General features: G+C 36.4%; 11 protein-coding genes. All 11 read right to left on the reverse strand.

The features are described 5' to 3' along the window. Window positions 1-52: 52 nt before the first annotated feature. Window positions 53-973 (reverse strand): helix-turn-helix transcriptional regulator, encoded by a 921-nt coding sequence (locus V0410_RS16420; protein WP_137904446.1) that lies wholly within the window; start codon window positions 971-973, stop codon window positions 53-55. A 117-nt stretch (window positions 974-1,090) separates the two neighbouring features. Next, window positions 1,091-1,384 (reverse strand): hypothetical protein, encoded by a 294-nt coding sequence (locus V0410_RS16425; protein ID WP_330744903.1) that lies wholly within the window; start codon window positions 1,382-1,384, stop codon window positions 1,091-1,093. A 188-nt stretch (window positions 1,385-1,572) separates the two neighbouring features. Further along, entirely contained in the window at window positions 1,573-2,331 is a 759-nt protein-coding gene (locus tag V0410_RS16430; RefSeq protein WP_330744904.1) for a hypothetical protein, read from the reverse strand. Then, a complete protein-coding gene (locus tag V0410_RS16435; protein WP_330744905.1) occupies window positions 2,328-4,205 on the reverse strand; it encodes a hypothetical protein in 1,878 nt (625 codons plus the stop codon). The genes V0410_RS16430 and V0410_RS16435 overlap by 4 nt, the downstream gene beginning before the upstream one ends. Window positions 4,206-4,276: 71 nt before the next feature. Then, window positions 4,277-8,098 (reverse strand): hypothetical protein, encoded by a 3,822-nt coding sequence (locus tag V0410_RS16440; RefSeq protein ID WP_330744906.1) that lies wholly within the window; start codon window positions 8,096-8,098, stop codon window positions 4,277-4,279. Between the two features lie 6 nt (window positions 8,099-8,104). After that, window positions 8,105-10,288 (reverse strand): hypothetical protein, encoded by a 2,184-nt coding sequence (locus V0410_RS16445; RefSeq protein ID WP_330744907.1) that lies wholly within the window; start codon window positions 10,286-10,288, stop codon window positions 8,105-8,107. A gap of 26 nt (window positions 10,289-10,314) precedes the next feature. Then, window positions 10,315-10,932 (reverse strand): leucine-rich repeat domain-containing protein, encoded by a 618-nt coding sequence (locus V0410_RS16450; protein ID WP_330744908.1) that lies wholly within the window; start codon window positions 10,930-10,932, stop codon window positions 10,315-10,317. 13 nt (window positions 10,933-10,945) lie between these two features. Then, a complete protein-coding gene (locus V0410_RS16455) occupies window positions 10,946-11,704 on the reverse strand; it encodes a leucine-rich repeat domain-containing protein (RefSeq protein WP_330744909.1) in 759 nt (252 codons plus the stop codon). Window positions 11,705-11,712: 8 nt separating this feature from the next. Continuing rightward, entirely contained in the window at window positions 11,713-12,354 is a 642-nt protein-coding gene (locus tag V0410_RS16460; protein ID WP_330744910.1) for a leucine-rich repeat domain-containing protein, read from the reverse strand. A 227-nt stretch (window positions 12,355-12,581) separates the two neighbouring features. After that, the gene (locus V0410_RS16465) at window positions 12,582-12,752 is read right to left on the reverse strand and encodes a hypothetical protein (protein ID WP_167497887.1); all 171 of its coding nucleotides are present in this window, start codon (window positions 12,750-12,752) and stop codon (window positions 12,582-12,584) included. A gap of 235 nt (window positions 12,753-12,987) precedes the next feature. Beyond that, window positions 12,988-14,025 (reverse strand): patatin-like phospholipase family protein, encoded by a 1,038-nt coding sequence (locus V0410_RS16470; RefSeq protein WP_110008331.1) that lies wholly within the window; start codon window positions 14,023-14,025, stop codon window positions 12,988-12,990. Window positions 14,026-14,040 lie beyond the last annotated feature (15 nt).

The raw sequence follows: 14,040 nt of genomic DNA on the forward strand, positions 1-14,040 counted from the left end.
AAGGGTATATTTATGTAAATATAACAAAAAATATGAAATATATTCCTGATGATCAGCTTTCAAGATAACGGTTCAAAGATTCCTGCAAATGATTGCGGATCTCTTCAACTAAGGTTTTCGGTTCCAGAACGGTTACTTCTTTTCCGTAAGAAAGAATCTCCTGCATGAAATCATAAGTAGGGTGGAGGAAGAACTCAAAATAGATCTCTTCCGGCGTTTCTTTGGTTTCTTTCTGAGACTGATGAAGTGGGAAACTTCTGATGTACTCTCCCTGATGGCGGCTGCATTTCAATACAATGTTCTGAGGATTCTGTTCTGTCAGGTTCATCACTCCGAATGCATTTTTAAAGTGCTCTCTGAAGTTGTATTTGTATTTTTCCCTGAACTGATTTTTAGCCACATCAAGATAATTGATCCTGTCAAGCCCGAATGATTTTAAAACTTTGTCTTTGGTATCAATAGCAATAAGATACCATCGGTCTTTAGATTCTTTTAAAGCCAAAGGATGAACCTTTCTGGAGGTCATCAGTTTGTTCTTGTAATTGTAGTGTTCAAAACTCACAACTCTTTTATTCCGGATCGCAAAGAACAGATCATAAAAATGTTCTACACCGGTGGGTTTACGGCTTTCAAAAAAGATAAAATCTGAAAAGTCCGGATGAAGATTCAGGGCGTTGCTCACCTGGAAGGATTCAAGAAGTTTTTGATTGTATTCATCCACTTCCATAATCGGGCGGCTCTCGATATAATACCGATTGTCACCCTTTTTTTTGTTGTGAATAGAGAGGTTGAAAAGATCGGAAATCTCCCGGATATCCCTCTGCAGGGTACGGATAGAGTAGCTCTTGATTCCTGCATCCTGGAATTCAAAAGAGTTTAAAAGATAGTCCTCCAGCTGTGAATAGGTAGCCGGAGAACTTTCTAATCTTTTAATTATTAAGGCATATCTTGTCAGATAAAAATCTTTCTTCATTTCTCTATTTTTTAGGGTGCAGCAACGCTGCATTCATGGTAAAGTTTTATAAGACAAATATATGCGGTTAATGCGACAAAACGTGTCGTGTTTTATTTTTTATTTATTCTATTTTTATTAGAAGGATGCCGTCAAATTACCATTTTCATCCCATTTTTTATAAGTCCCGTCGTATTCTACGTTGTTATGGGCTTTGTATTCTGTGTATTTTTTACCGTTTTTATGATAAGATCTGAACCATCCTTCCTGATAGCCATCTTTATATTCCTCTTCGCAAAAAAGCTCGCCAGTGTCATAGTATCGTAAAACAATACCTGTAAAAGGGCTGCCATTGTGATAATATATAGGAACTCCTCCGCCGTCTAAACGGTTACATGTTAACTCGCTTTCTTTTATTGTTAATACTTTCATACGTTTAATTGGTTCCCATTTTTTGCATGTGATGAAGATAGCAAGAATGTGATAGTTTTAAAAATATAAGCCACAGTATTGCTGTGGCTTATCAATTAACGTATTCTACTTTTTGTATAGTTTCAAAATGTAATATCTATACATTATTTCTGCAAAATTTTTTTAAGTATTACTATTAGGAATCAGTTTTAAATTTTTTTGAAATCCTGTTCTTGAAAGTCCTTATCATTAATGTTATTGTAATTAATATTATAGCGTTTTAAATAATCAATTGCATCTTCCTTATTCCCTTTTATAATTGTTTTTCTCATTAAAAGATTCATTTGCCTATCAACCTTCTCATAAATAGTAATTTCAAACTTATTTTTATCGCTGTTAGAGGTTAATGATAAAGTGTTGTAATACAATATGTTGATTATTTTAAAATCTTTGTTAATATCAATATAATCATTAGATATCACATGGGTTTTGCATAGGAAACTTTTTGAAATCCATGTTTTTGTGTTATCATTATCACAACTACTACTTAGAATAAAAGAGTTTAAATATGTATTAATATACTTAACTCCTGAATTATCTTTTTGTGATTGTATAAATAATTTATTTGTATCAATTTCTAAAAAATTCAAACAGTTTTCCTTGGTGTTTTCATATTGATCAAATTTGAATTTTATATTATATTGATTGGGGAAATCTTCAATTTTTATTGTGTAGTTTTTATTTTTACTTTCTTTATGCTGAGTTGCAAACTTTAAAGGTAGAATATCAGACTGAATATATTCTTTGGAATTACTATTATAATTGGTTACAGCTTCTTGGAAAGCCTCGTATAGAGAACCTTGAAAAACATAATTCACCTGTTTTTTAAAATCGTACTGTAAAGCGCTCTGAGCTGAAAAATGTAATGGGATAAATATAAAAAGTATAAATTTAAATAGAGTTTTCATAATTTATTTAAAGTTTTGGTAATTTCATTAGCAAAAATAGTCAAAATTTTATCACTAGAATTTCTAATTTCTGAATAATCACCATTATATTTTTTTTCCATTGCTCTCATGAGGAAGTCCATTAAATTTCTGCTATAGTCCCATATATAACCTGTTTCTTTAGTAAAATCGACGAGACCGGATTGGTTTCTGTCGGTATGTTGTTCAAAGTTAAGTTCTGCAACTGTATTTACACGCGAAGAAACACTCTCTCTTATTTTATCCCATTGGTATTTAATAAAAGACCTTCTGTCAGCATCACCATTCTTAGGGTAATCCATAATATTTTCAAGGGTTTTTTGCTGAGGAAGTTTCAGATCCCCTATTTGTGGACTGCTTCCTGGAATATCAAAAGTATGTCTAACACCGAAGCAGTGTGCAATTTCATGAGCTAAAGTCATTGTTTTTCCAATAGCATTATTTGGAATAATGATTTCTTTTGCATCGAGAAAAGCCATTGCTTCATCACGGGAAGTAGTTGAAGTAGTTGCTGTTGAAGTTGTCGTTACTTTTGTTTCGATATTATGACATATAAATGCAAAAAGATAATTTATTTTAAATTCATAATGTAAATAACCATATAATCGATCTTTAATAAAATCATATCTTTTCATAACACTACCTCCTGAATTGAAAGGCTTTGTAATATCCAGGTCATCTAATACTCCCTTTAGTGAGGAGGATGGATCAATTAGCTTTCTTGTAGCAGTTCCGTCGTTTACATCGAGATTTTTTAATTCTGTTTCAGTATTTATTATAATTTCATTAATTATTTCTTCATAGAATCTTGACGTTATTATTCTTAAAGCTTTATTTAAATCATTGAGCTCATATGGCTTTCCAGCTCCCTTATTTGTCAAAATATTGGAAATTGGCTGCCCGTCATATTTCCCATCTACAAGTTCCTGATCATTAGCTTTAATAAACATTGTTTTATTTGCTCCTCCGGAAATTAATTCTACAGACGATTGATTTAAAGCTTTTATATTTAAATCATTTATCATTGTTGTACCATTGAAGGGAGCAGTTGGAGTCGTCGTATTATAAAAAACATCAATAAAGAAGGATTTTGCTTTTAATAATTGATTAGGTAATAGATTAATTTTGCCTATTTCCAATTCTTTTCCTGTGCTATCATTGATAAAAGCTGTTACTGTTGTTTTGTCAGCAATAAATTCGCTAGCCTTAGTTTTAATAATAAAATCTAAAACATCCTCGTTATTATTAAATGTAAGAGAGGAGGTAAAAGTTTCAATGCCTTTATTATTAGATAATTTGAATGAAACAATAGCTCCTAATTTTGAAGCATTATCTGTGTCGAAAAATTTGGCAGACAATACGACTTGTTGACCTGGCTTAATAAGTACATTGGGAATATAATAACTGATATCTGTCATTTTTTTGTTCCTTTTTGATAATGTGTATGTCTCATCAATAAAGTAAGATACTGGCGGAGATTTTGGGTCTTTTAATTCATATGTTAGATTAGGATCTTTTTCATAAAAAGACTCAAGTTTTCCTACAATTTTTTCTCTTGATTTGTCGTCAACTGTTTTTCCGCCAACAACCTTTTTTTCATAGTATCCATTTTTGTAGACATCAGTATTATTACCATATAGATGCTGGCAAAACATATCAAAACCAAATGATTGATTATATTTCATATCGTTGTTTTTACCAGATGAATCTTTAGGAAGGCCCTTAGCCTGATCTGAAGATCTAAAAAACATTAATAACTTGGGAGATGTGGCACTAAATTTCCTATGATTAGTCTTATAGACATCCACATCTGCCAAACCAATCTTTGTTAGGTTTCTAATATCTATATTTTTCATTTCTTAAGTTTTTTGAAATTAAAAATTGTAAAAAATAGCGGTGATATTTCACACCGCCATTAAGGTAAATTCTATCCAACAATTGTTGTAGGCAATGTTGTAGCTCCGTCACTATGTGACAATTGTGCATCTTCATCTAATCTGAAACTTGTTTCAAACTCCAGTTCTGATGGGTTTTCACAATTCTCAGGGGCATTTTCAGGGAAAATCGGTAATGGCTGATTTACCGGAAGTCCTGTAGATTTATCCTGAAGGATCGTTAGGGTAGTAGGGATTCTGGTAATCCAGTATTTACCCTGAGGCTCTCCGGTTGGCTGTCTCATTTCGTCCACGATACTCATGTACATTGGATCTCCGATTACCGGAACAGAACCGCCATTCCAGATCAATCCTGTTTCAAGGAAGAACTGAACAGCTGCTTCGAAACCTGGTTTTACGGTAACGATAATCCTTGCCATACCTGCCTGCAGGAAACTTCTGAACAATGGGTCCATACTTTCGCTGATATAGAATTCCTGCCAGCTCTTACGGTTGGCCCAATAGTAAGGATAGAAGGTATAATCCATGATTTCCCATTCAAATGCCTGCTCCATGAACTTGGCAAGGGCTGTATATCTGTCCAGATTTTCATTCAGGTATACCTGGAAATTATCCATGGTTGTTTTCTCATCAGCACCATTGGTTGTTTCCTGGCCTAATGTATAAAGGTAATCCTGTAATAAATAAGCGATACAGTTGTGCTTTAAGACATCATGTTCCATATAACGGTAGAAAGTATCCTGTCTTTCTTTAAGCTGAGCTTCTTTTTCTTTTTGCTCTGCATCCAGCCTTGCCTGATCTTCCTGGAATTTGGCATAAGCAGCTTCATAGGCTTTAATAATATCATTAAAACTGTCTGTTTTCCACTTGTTGATAAAGGCATCGCTCAGCTCACAGTTCACAACAACTTTGATGGTATAACTTCTTACGTTGTGGCCCTTCACCTGGAAAGATACATTACCTGTGATATTGAAACCAGATGACCCATCGTCAAAATTAAGGTCTCCACCACGTTCAGAACGGCCAATCATATCTCCTTTTAAGTTAGAGAACATCACTTCAGAATAACGTGACCCTGACCATCCACCACCTCTGTTTCTGGTTGATCTGCAGGCAAAGCTTGCATTTTTTCCGGCATAATTGTCCGGGATGGTAAACTGTGTATAGTCAATTCCAAAATCATCATTTGTCTGAGGAACGCTGGAAGCAGTATGAATTACTTGTTTGGTTGCTTCCGGGAATGCCTCTAAAGTTACTCCGTATTCCTGAGCCCAATGCTGGATCTGTACAATCGTTGCAGATTTTGGATCTGCCATTAACCATGGTTCCGGTGCTTTTCTTGGATCTACAGGAGCTTTAAGTACCTGAGCTTTGGCAACAGTAAGAGCCAGACGGTGTAATCTTGAAGGTTCAGGAACCATAAATTCAAACATCGTACGCTTACCATAGTTGTAGATCTGGTTTTTCATTTTCTTGTCGATCCATCTGTAAACTCCGGTAATGTGTTTAGGCTGTGCAGCTTCAGCATTATCAGTGTTGGTTACCTTCCCTCTGTTATCATATTCATGAACATTGGTTTCCGTATATTCCTTGATGATTTTCTGAACTCTTTCTTCTGAAATTTTAGTAAGAACTCTTTCCATTGCTCTTTCTGTAATTTCCTGAGATTTCATTACGGCTTGTCTTGTACTGTCGTGCTGTGCTGAGTTATTGGCATAATCTGCTCCGATTTCAAACTTCATGGCACTGTCATTTCCATAGCTGAATCTTGTGTAGGCAGAAATACTCTGCTGCTTTTCAATTTCTTTCGCAACTTCGGTCTGCATATCCGTTCTGGAAGTTTTGGAAGTGTCTGACATCTTCTCTGTTTCCTGAGATTTGGAAGTTGTATCTGTAATTTCAGAGTACTCTCTGGAAACAGAAGACTTATGTCTCAGTTCGCTTGCCATAACGTTCTCAATATTGGAAACCTCTCCCGGAACATAAGCATGAACACTTTGCACGACTTTCATATAATCTGCTACTCCCAATCTTTTGATCCCGAAATTTTTACGTTTTTGGGTTGTACCTGGTTCAGGTGTTCCTGGGTTTTCCACTGCTGCACGCTTCAGAGTCAGCATTCCGGTAAGGTTTAAGTCTTCTTTCAGATATTGTGTGGCAATCTCTCCATAAGCCTGGCTTCCGTTATCAAAAATAATTTCTATTTTGAAACTAAAGCTGGTTCTGAATCTGTTTACTAAAGCCGCAGGTAAGGTAATTTTATTATCAACTACAGAAATATTGCTGTAATTTTCTTCGAAAGTTCCGGCAGCATCTGTTGTAGCTGTAATTTTAGCATTGGCAACGCTCCACGAAACATCTTCAACTTCAAAAGAAAAATTAACAAATCCTCTGCTGCCTGCTACTACGTAAGCACTGTGAGCATATAAGCTGTATGCCATCGGTGTTCTGGCTGTATTCTGAATAAGAGGTATTGAAGCTCCGCCGATATTGGCATACTGTTGTTCCGGAAGAGGACTATTTTGAAGTGCGGTCTCCATGGAAGCAGAGATATTGTTTCTTACAACAAATAAAGCATCAGCATAGCTTTCAATCTCATCATCAAGAACAATGGTCTGAGCGCCCATTCTTAAGGTGTCGTGCGAAAGGATCTGAAGGTTGTCTGTATCTTCTGCTACAGAAGTTAAGCTGGTTGTAGATTCACCGAAAAGTTCTACAAAAAGGTCGAAAGATTCCGGAGAAAGCTTTGCCTGCAAATCTTCCAAATTGATTTCATTTTTGTACGTAAATACGAAAGGAGCAACTTCATATTCTTTCAAAGTGCTGTAAAGGCGTTCTTTTTCTTCTTCGGACATATCCGGAGTGATTTTACTGTCTACTTCGGCCAGCTTTCTGTCATACAGTTCCAAACGCTCTTTGTTTTCTGCCATATATTTGGAATACTCATCTTGATAGGCCTGATATCTGGATTTATAGAACTTTTTCTGAAGCTTTTCCAGCTCGGAATTCAGTGTGTTCAGAGATTCTTTTCTGTGGATCGCTTTGCTGGATACAAAAGAAGCTCTTGCTTCAGACTCTAATCTTTGAACCGTTCTTGCTGCCAAAGCCGGTTCGGAACCTTCAGCGTTTGCAGATGAAACTAAAGATGCTGTTTCTGTATCCTCTGAAAATAGAATGGTAGGAAGTATAATTTTTCCATCCATTGCCTTTTCCAATGGTTTTTCTCCATTAATTTTGATGATTTCCTGATCTGTAAGGTCCTGGTTGCTGGCAAAACCAAGCTGAATAGCCATTAAAATGTGGCTGATGGCTTCTTTAATATAGAAATCTCCCTGGGTAACAATCTGATAAATATAATTATTCCAAAGCTGGGAAAATATAGCAATTCCTTCTGCGTTCAGCTGTCTGTTGGTATTAATAAGGCTTTTGTAATAATCTGTAACGAACGTCCAGTCAGTGCTTTCTAATGTTTCTTTTTTAGAAAGCTTTCTTCCGATCATCAGAAGATCTTTAAATGCTCCTTCTTCGATTTTCTTCTCGCTTTCGAATCCGGAATTGTTAAACTCACCGGCAGCCCTTTTCATGGCTGTAAATTTTAAAGTTTTGGCAGGTCTTCCAACGACTGCTGTATCAAAAACACCGGTTACTCCTTTAGGCCTGTGGATAAATCCTAAGTTTTTGTCTTTAATTTCTGTCAATTGCGGGTTTCTCAGACTTACAAATCTGAAAAGTGATTGTGATGCGTTATTGGTATTCATAGGGTTTGTTTCTTTGTAGTTAATAATTCCTTCTCCTATTAAGGATTTTCCGACAGTAAATGCGGATTTTACTGTTGATGTATTATTTGTTGACATGGTTGCTTATTTTTTTGTGTATTCAAGGGTTAGGGTAAATGAATTGATAAGAGAATAATTGTAATCAGGTACATTCAACAGCTCAATAATAGCTCTTTCTCTTTCGATTGTGATATAGGCTTTTGTTCTCCATTGGTTGCCTGCAAATGCCGCTTTAAGATCATCCCATTCTGTAAACATTTCGTTGGAGATAATGGTTTCAAGATCCGGGAATTCAGGTATTAAATCGATTTCACCTGTTCTCGGAATCTGATTCAGATACAAGGTCTTTTTATAAACAGGCTTACCGTTGATCCATTTTCCGCCTGTCAGCTCTTCTTTGGTACTGTAGGAATGCTGTTTGTCTGCATATTGTTTCTGGATGTAATCATTTTCCTGTGCGTTGTCTCCAAAATAAGTTTTAGAACTTAATCCTCTGGCATTTGATACCTGATGTTCTACCATAACAGGTTCATCTGGATAATTGCTTACCATGATTCCTTTTCCGTCAGAATGAGCGGTAAAGCTCGTTAAAGAAGCTCCTGCATTACTTAAACTAAGTTTTGCACCATAAGCTCTTGCCAATACACCGTAATCTTTACTGACATCTAAATTCGATTGTATAGAATTATCTACACTGCCTGATGTGATCAAAACTCCGCTTGGAAAGAAACCTACCTGGTTTTTAATTCCGTCCTGAGTATTGATTTTATAAAGAAGAGATTCAATTTCCGGTGCTTCGGCATTCTCAAACTGGATATGACCGGAAACGGGATTGTTCACTTCTGTTCCTGTGAGAGGAATGCAGTTTTGGAAGTCGGAAAGGTTTTTATACCCAAATACATTATTGGCATTCAGAACAGCTACTTTTGTATAAGTACTGTCGGCGAGAGGGGTTCTTCTTGCAGAAACAACAGCGTCAAAATCCAATGTTCTTGCGGCAAAATCGCCACCAATTAATGGAGTGACAAGATCGTGACGTCTTGCTACCGGATTGGATTCAATCACCAGCTTGTTGAATATTGAACCTCCTAACGGGGCATTACAGCCGATAACGACATTGTTATCTCCCCAAACACCCATAGCATGAGTAGTAGAGGCGGCATTATATCCGATAAAAGTATTGGAGCCCCATGCGCCTGAAGTTGTCGCTTTACCATGAACATACCCGGCAAAAGCACCTAAAAAAGTATTCTGGGTTCCATTAGTTAAGGAATAAGCGGCTCCAAGACCCAGCGCAGTGTTATTGGTTCCGGCAATATTTTTGTTTCCTGCCTCATCTCCGATATACGTATTTCCGTTTCCTGTTGTTGTTTCAGTTCCCGCCTGTGTTCCAAAAAAAGCATTGAAATTACCCGTGGTAAGTTTAGCTCCGCTTGAAACACCGGTTGCTGTGTTCCATCTTCCTGTAGTGGTTTCATTTAAAGCGTAAGAACCAAGTGCTACGTTATTTGATCCTGTAGTTAACTTTGATAATGTATTATAACCAATTCCCAGTCCGTAAGCTCCGGTATGATCCGTGTTCAAATTTCCAAACCAGAAGGAATACGTTGTAGGACTGAAATTGATTTCGCCTGCTCTGCCCTGGCTTGGCTGAAAAATAATAGGTTTGGTTGTTCCGTTACCTCTGTCAATGACATTTTGTAAATTATCATTCCCGCTAAAAGTGGGTTTGTCAGAAAGGTCATTATAACTGCCTGTTACAGCTACTTTTTTCAGGATAACTTTTTCCTGTCCTTCCTGTGACAATGTAACACTTCCATCTGCATTGGTGGTGGGAATGATACTGAATTCCGAAAGATTAATCTGAAAGGCAGTGCCGTCATTCTGGTTAATGGTAATAATATTTTGAGAGGCATCATATGAAGCATTCTCAATACTGATATCACGGGTTACCAAGCTGCTTAAATCTACGGATTTGCTTTGCTGAACTCCATTCTCACCCGTATAAAATACCGTTAAGACGTTTCCATTCAATTGCGGAGCCTGAATAGTTGTTTGAGTTTCAATTTTTTCTTTCCAAAGCTGAGCATTCTGGGGATTTATATTGGATGCATTTGCATCTGCTTTTTGTGACAGATCATAATCTAATTGAGCCGCAGGAATCTTTTCATCTTTGTGCCAGTATGAATCATGCCATTCCCAGAATTCTTCCTGTACCGGAATATCTCCGTTTTCGAAATATTTTTTTAATTCTTCTTTTGTTTTCATTTGCTTAAAAATTTAACTGATTGGGTTTATCTGTATGTAATAATTCCGATTGGAATACCTGATCTGCTCAGATCTAAACCTTGTGGTGCAGAGACTGTTTGTAGTGAAGGAATGGCAAATGCATTTTCTCCTACAGAGGTGACTGAATCTGGAATATATAAAGCTGTTAGGTCGTTGCTTGTTGATAACTGAAATGCTGATGATTCAATAGTTTCTACTCCCTCTTCTAATATTATTTTTGATATCCGGGCGTTACCACTTGCAAAAGCGAATGTTTCTATTGTTTTACATGAACCAGGAATTGTTATGGTTCCCTTTAGGTATTGAGAGTTAAATGCTCGAGCTTTTATCCTTTCAAGAGATTTAGGAAAAATAATTTTTGAAATGCGTGGTACGGATACTGAAAAGATAAAACCTCCAATAGTTTTTATACCTTCAGGAAAAACAATGATATTATCAGTTCCAATAATTTCTGTACTATCCATTGGCGAATAGGCAAATTCTGTATAAACAGGCAGATCAAGTGAAGTATTGTTTAGTTTCTCGTCTTTATGCCAGTAAGAGTCATGCCATTCCCAGAATTCTTCCTGTACCGGGATATCTCCGTTTTCGAAATATTTTTTTAATTCTTGTTTTGTTTTCATTTTTCTAAAAATTTTAATTGATGAGTTTTCCTCCCACGATTTCTACTGTGCTGTCAAAAGAATAAGGTAAATAGGTCGTTTCCGGGCCTAGTGTTACTTTTGTAAGCTGGTTATCTCTGAAAGCATTGTTTTCAATCTTGAGAACACTATCGGGAATAATCACTGAGGTGAGCTGATTACTGACAAAGGCATCAGATCGAATTTCCGTTACTCCATTGGGAATCTCAACAGATGTGAGTTTATTGACAGAGAAGGCACCTTGTGAGATAACTGTTATTCCTTTAGGAAGGCGGAGCTGTGTCAGCTGATTGGCTGTGAATGCCTGTATTCCAATGTTGATAATGCTGTCCGGAATAACTAAAGACGCCAATCTGTTATTATAAAAAGCCCAATTGGGAATTTCGGTTACCTTTGGAGGAATTGTAATGGTCGTTAAGCCTCCGTTACTAAATGCTCTTTCCTGGATACTTGTTACAGAGTCAGGGATTTCTACATCAGTTACCTGCAGACCTGCGGTGAAATTTTGGGGAATAGTGAGTGTTCCTTCTTTTATCACAATTTTTCTCTTTGAAAAGAAAGCTAATGAAGCATTTTTATCAGCATCTATTTCAGCATAGAGTATGTTGAATGTACCATTCTCCAGACCTGCAATCTTGCGCATGTCAATTTTCTCATCCTTATGCCAGTAAGCGTCCTGCCATTCCCAAAAATCTTCCTGTTTTGGGATATCTCCGTTTTCGAAATAGAGTTTTAATTCTTGTTTTGTTTTCATAATGTTATTTACATGTCAATGATTAAACTTCCACCCACAACTGTTGTTTGGGCATCAAAAGCATCAGCGTAATATAGGGTTGAGTGCTCCAGCCTTACATACCGTAAATCAGGATTGTTGCTAAATGCTTTGGAACCAATCATGGCAACCGAAGAGGGAATAGACAAAGAGCTGATTTTGTTATAGCTAAAAGCTGAATTTTTAATTTCTATAAGCCCTTCAGATAAGGATAATGTTGTGATCTGATTGTTAGAAAATGCATTATCATAGATGGTTTTAACCTGAGCGGGAAGATGAACAGATTTAATAAGGTTATTGCTGAAGGCCTCTTTCCCAATGGTAGTAACGCTGTCAGAAATTGATATTTCTGATATCCCTGTATTAAGAAGAAACCTGTCGGGAATGTATAGTGTTCCTGCTTTAATAAATATTCTTTTGACTTGTAAATGAGCCAGGGAAGCATTTCCATTTTCATCTATCTCAGCATAAAAGTCATTAAAACGGGGTAATCCGTTTTCCAGACCTGCGATTTTTGCCATATCGATTTTCTCATCCTTATGCCAGTAAGCGTCCTGCCATTCCCAAAAGTCTTCCTGTTTTGGAATATCTCCATTTTCAAAATAGAGCCTGAGTTCTTCTTTTGTTTTCATAAAACGTTGTGTGATTTGTTGGTTAATAAATTGATTATTGTATCCCTTTTTTAGTGGAGGATGCACTTTTGCTATATTTTCAGACATAGTTCTGGCTGTCCAGCATTTTGTGAATGGTGAATTCAAGGGGGTTCGGGGTTGTTTAATGAGATTGCTGTGCGTGTATTACAGAGATTTAAAGGTAATGTCGGACAGCGTCAGAACTTGTCGTGTTTTTTTAATTTTATTTAAAAAATATCTTCTTCAGGTATTCCTTTTTCAAAATCTTCTCTGAAGAAGTTTTCAATGTCGTTGAGATAGTTTTCATAATCCATCTCAGCATTTTCGATATCACTCCATTCTATCGTATAGAGATCTTCATCGATGAGTATATCTGTATTGTGATCTGGTGTTTCCATGTTTTGTGTGATAAGGTGTTGGTTATATTTTTTTGAACATATTTCAGGCTGTTCAGCATAGGGAAATGTTGAATTCAAAGGCTTTTTAAAGTTTTTTAGATTGTTGTTCTGTGTCTTTTTTGATACTCCAAAGGTAGTGGGGCGAAACGACAAAACTTGACGTGTTTAAAAAAGATTTTTTAATTTTTAAATATAATCTTAATAACTTATATAAGGTAGTTATAAGGTAAAAAGCTTATATTTTATTTTTGATGAGTTTCTGAACAATCTGGTTCAAAGTTTCTCTGTTATCATCAATATAGCTCAGTCCGGCCTGTATCAGATTCTCAATATTGGACCTTCTTACATTATCCATGGCGGGAGAAGCATTTTTTAGTGAAGGATTCAAACGGTAATAATTTTTTTGATTTCTAAGTCCCAGTGTCTGAAACATCTGTTCCAGCTGGTAATCCACTGTTTCTGCATTGGCAGACATCAGAATGTCAACAATAGGGCTTACCCAGCCAATTTTTCCTGCTTTTTCCAGTCTTTTAAAAGAGTAGGGCCTTGCTTCGATCCCTGTTCCGATAGAAACCATTATCATATCGTTTACCGTGGGACGGTTAGCTTTCTGATGATTTTTTAAAACTTCTGCAAAAGGAATCTTTCTGGCCTCTGCATAAGCACACAATGCGGGATTATTGGCAAACATACCGCCATCAATCAGACTGAAAATCTGGCCATACATTGATTTAATCTGAACAGGACTAAAATAGGTAGGAGCCGCTGAAGTCGCTCTGCAGATATCCCTCACATAGAAATTGTCTGTGCTGAGGTTGGCCTTCCAAGAGTTGAAAAGCTTTGCTCTTCTGTTTTCTATATCATAACTTGTTATCAAACATGGTTTTATTAATTCTTTTAATTCTAAATTTCCAAAGAAATCATGTAAATTTTTTTCCAGAGCTTCCTGGGAAATTTTTTCATTCAATAATCCGAATGGATTAACCAGTTTTTCCCAAAAGGAAACCTGGAAGATGTCGCCGCCCTTTTCAGCATATAATTCCAATCCTTTCTGAATAGAATATTTTGCTTTTCGGGTTTCATCAGGAGAGAGAATAATAGAAGCAATCAGACCTCCGGTGCTGCTGCCAGCTACCAGATCAAAATAATCTCCCAGCTTGGCGGAAGGCTTATCATAATACTGGAGCTGTTCTTCTATGTAACGCAGAATAATGCAGGTTACGATTCCCCTTATTCCACCTCCGTCCAAAGAAAGAATGGTTGTCTTTTTCATGTGATATTTTTAATG

Origin of the sequence: Chryseobacterium sp. CP-77 (assembly GCF_036362765.1) — a bacterium.
GTDB classification, from domain to species: Bacteria; Bacteroidota; Bacteroidia; order Flavobacteriales; family Weeksellaceae; genus Chryseobacterium; species Chryseobacterium cupriresistens.

Excerpts from the sequence above, each read along its gene's own strand:
- V0410_RS16420 (WP_137904446.1), bottom strand. The coding sequence starts at position 973 with ATGAAGAAAGATTTTTATCTGACAAGATATGCCTTAATAATTAAAAGA.
- V0410_RS16425 (WP_330744903.1), bottom strand. The coding sequence starts at position 1,384 with ATGAAAGTATTAACAATAAAAGAAAGCGAGTTAACATGTAACCGTTTA.
- V0410_RS16430 (WP_330744904.1), bottom strand. The coding sequence starts at position 2,331 with ATGAAAACTCTATTTAAATTTATACTTTTTATATTTATCCCATTACAT.
- V0410_RS16435 (WP_330744905.1), bottom strand. The coding sequence starts at position 4,205 with ATGAAAAATATAGATATTAGAAACCTAACAAAGATTGGTTTGGCAGAT.
- V0410_RS16440 (WP_330744906.1), bottom strand. The coding sequence starts at position 8,098 with ATGTCAACAAATAATACATCAACAGTAAAATCCGCATTTACTGTCGGA.
- V0410_RS16445 (WP_330744907.1), bottom strand. The coding sequence starts at position 10,288 with ATGAAAACAAAAGAAGAATTAAAAAAATATTTCGAAAACGGAGATATT.
- V0410_RS16450 (WP_330744908.1), bottom strand. The coding sequence starts at position 10,932 with ATGAAAACAAAACAAGAATTAAAAAAATATTTCGAAAACGGAGATATC.
- V0410_RS16455 (WP_330744909.1), bottom strand. The coding sequence starts at position 11,704 with ATGAAAACAAAACAAGAATTAAAACTCTATTTCGAAAACGGAGATATC.
- V0410_RS16460 (WP_330744910.1), bottom strand. The coding sequence starts at position 12,354 with ATGAAAACAAAAGAAGAACTCAGGCTCTATTTTGAAAATGGAGATATT.
- V0410_RS16465 (WP_167497887.1), bottom strand. The coding sequence starts at position 12,752 with ATGGAAACACCAGATCACAATACAGATATACTCATCGATGAAGATCTC.
- V0410_RS16470 (WP_110008331.1), bottom strand. The coding sequence starts at position 14,025 with ATGAAAAAGACAACCATTCTTTCTTTGGACGGAGGTGGAATAAGGGGA.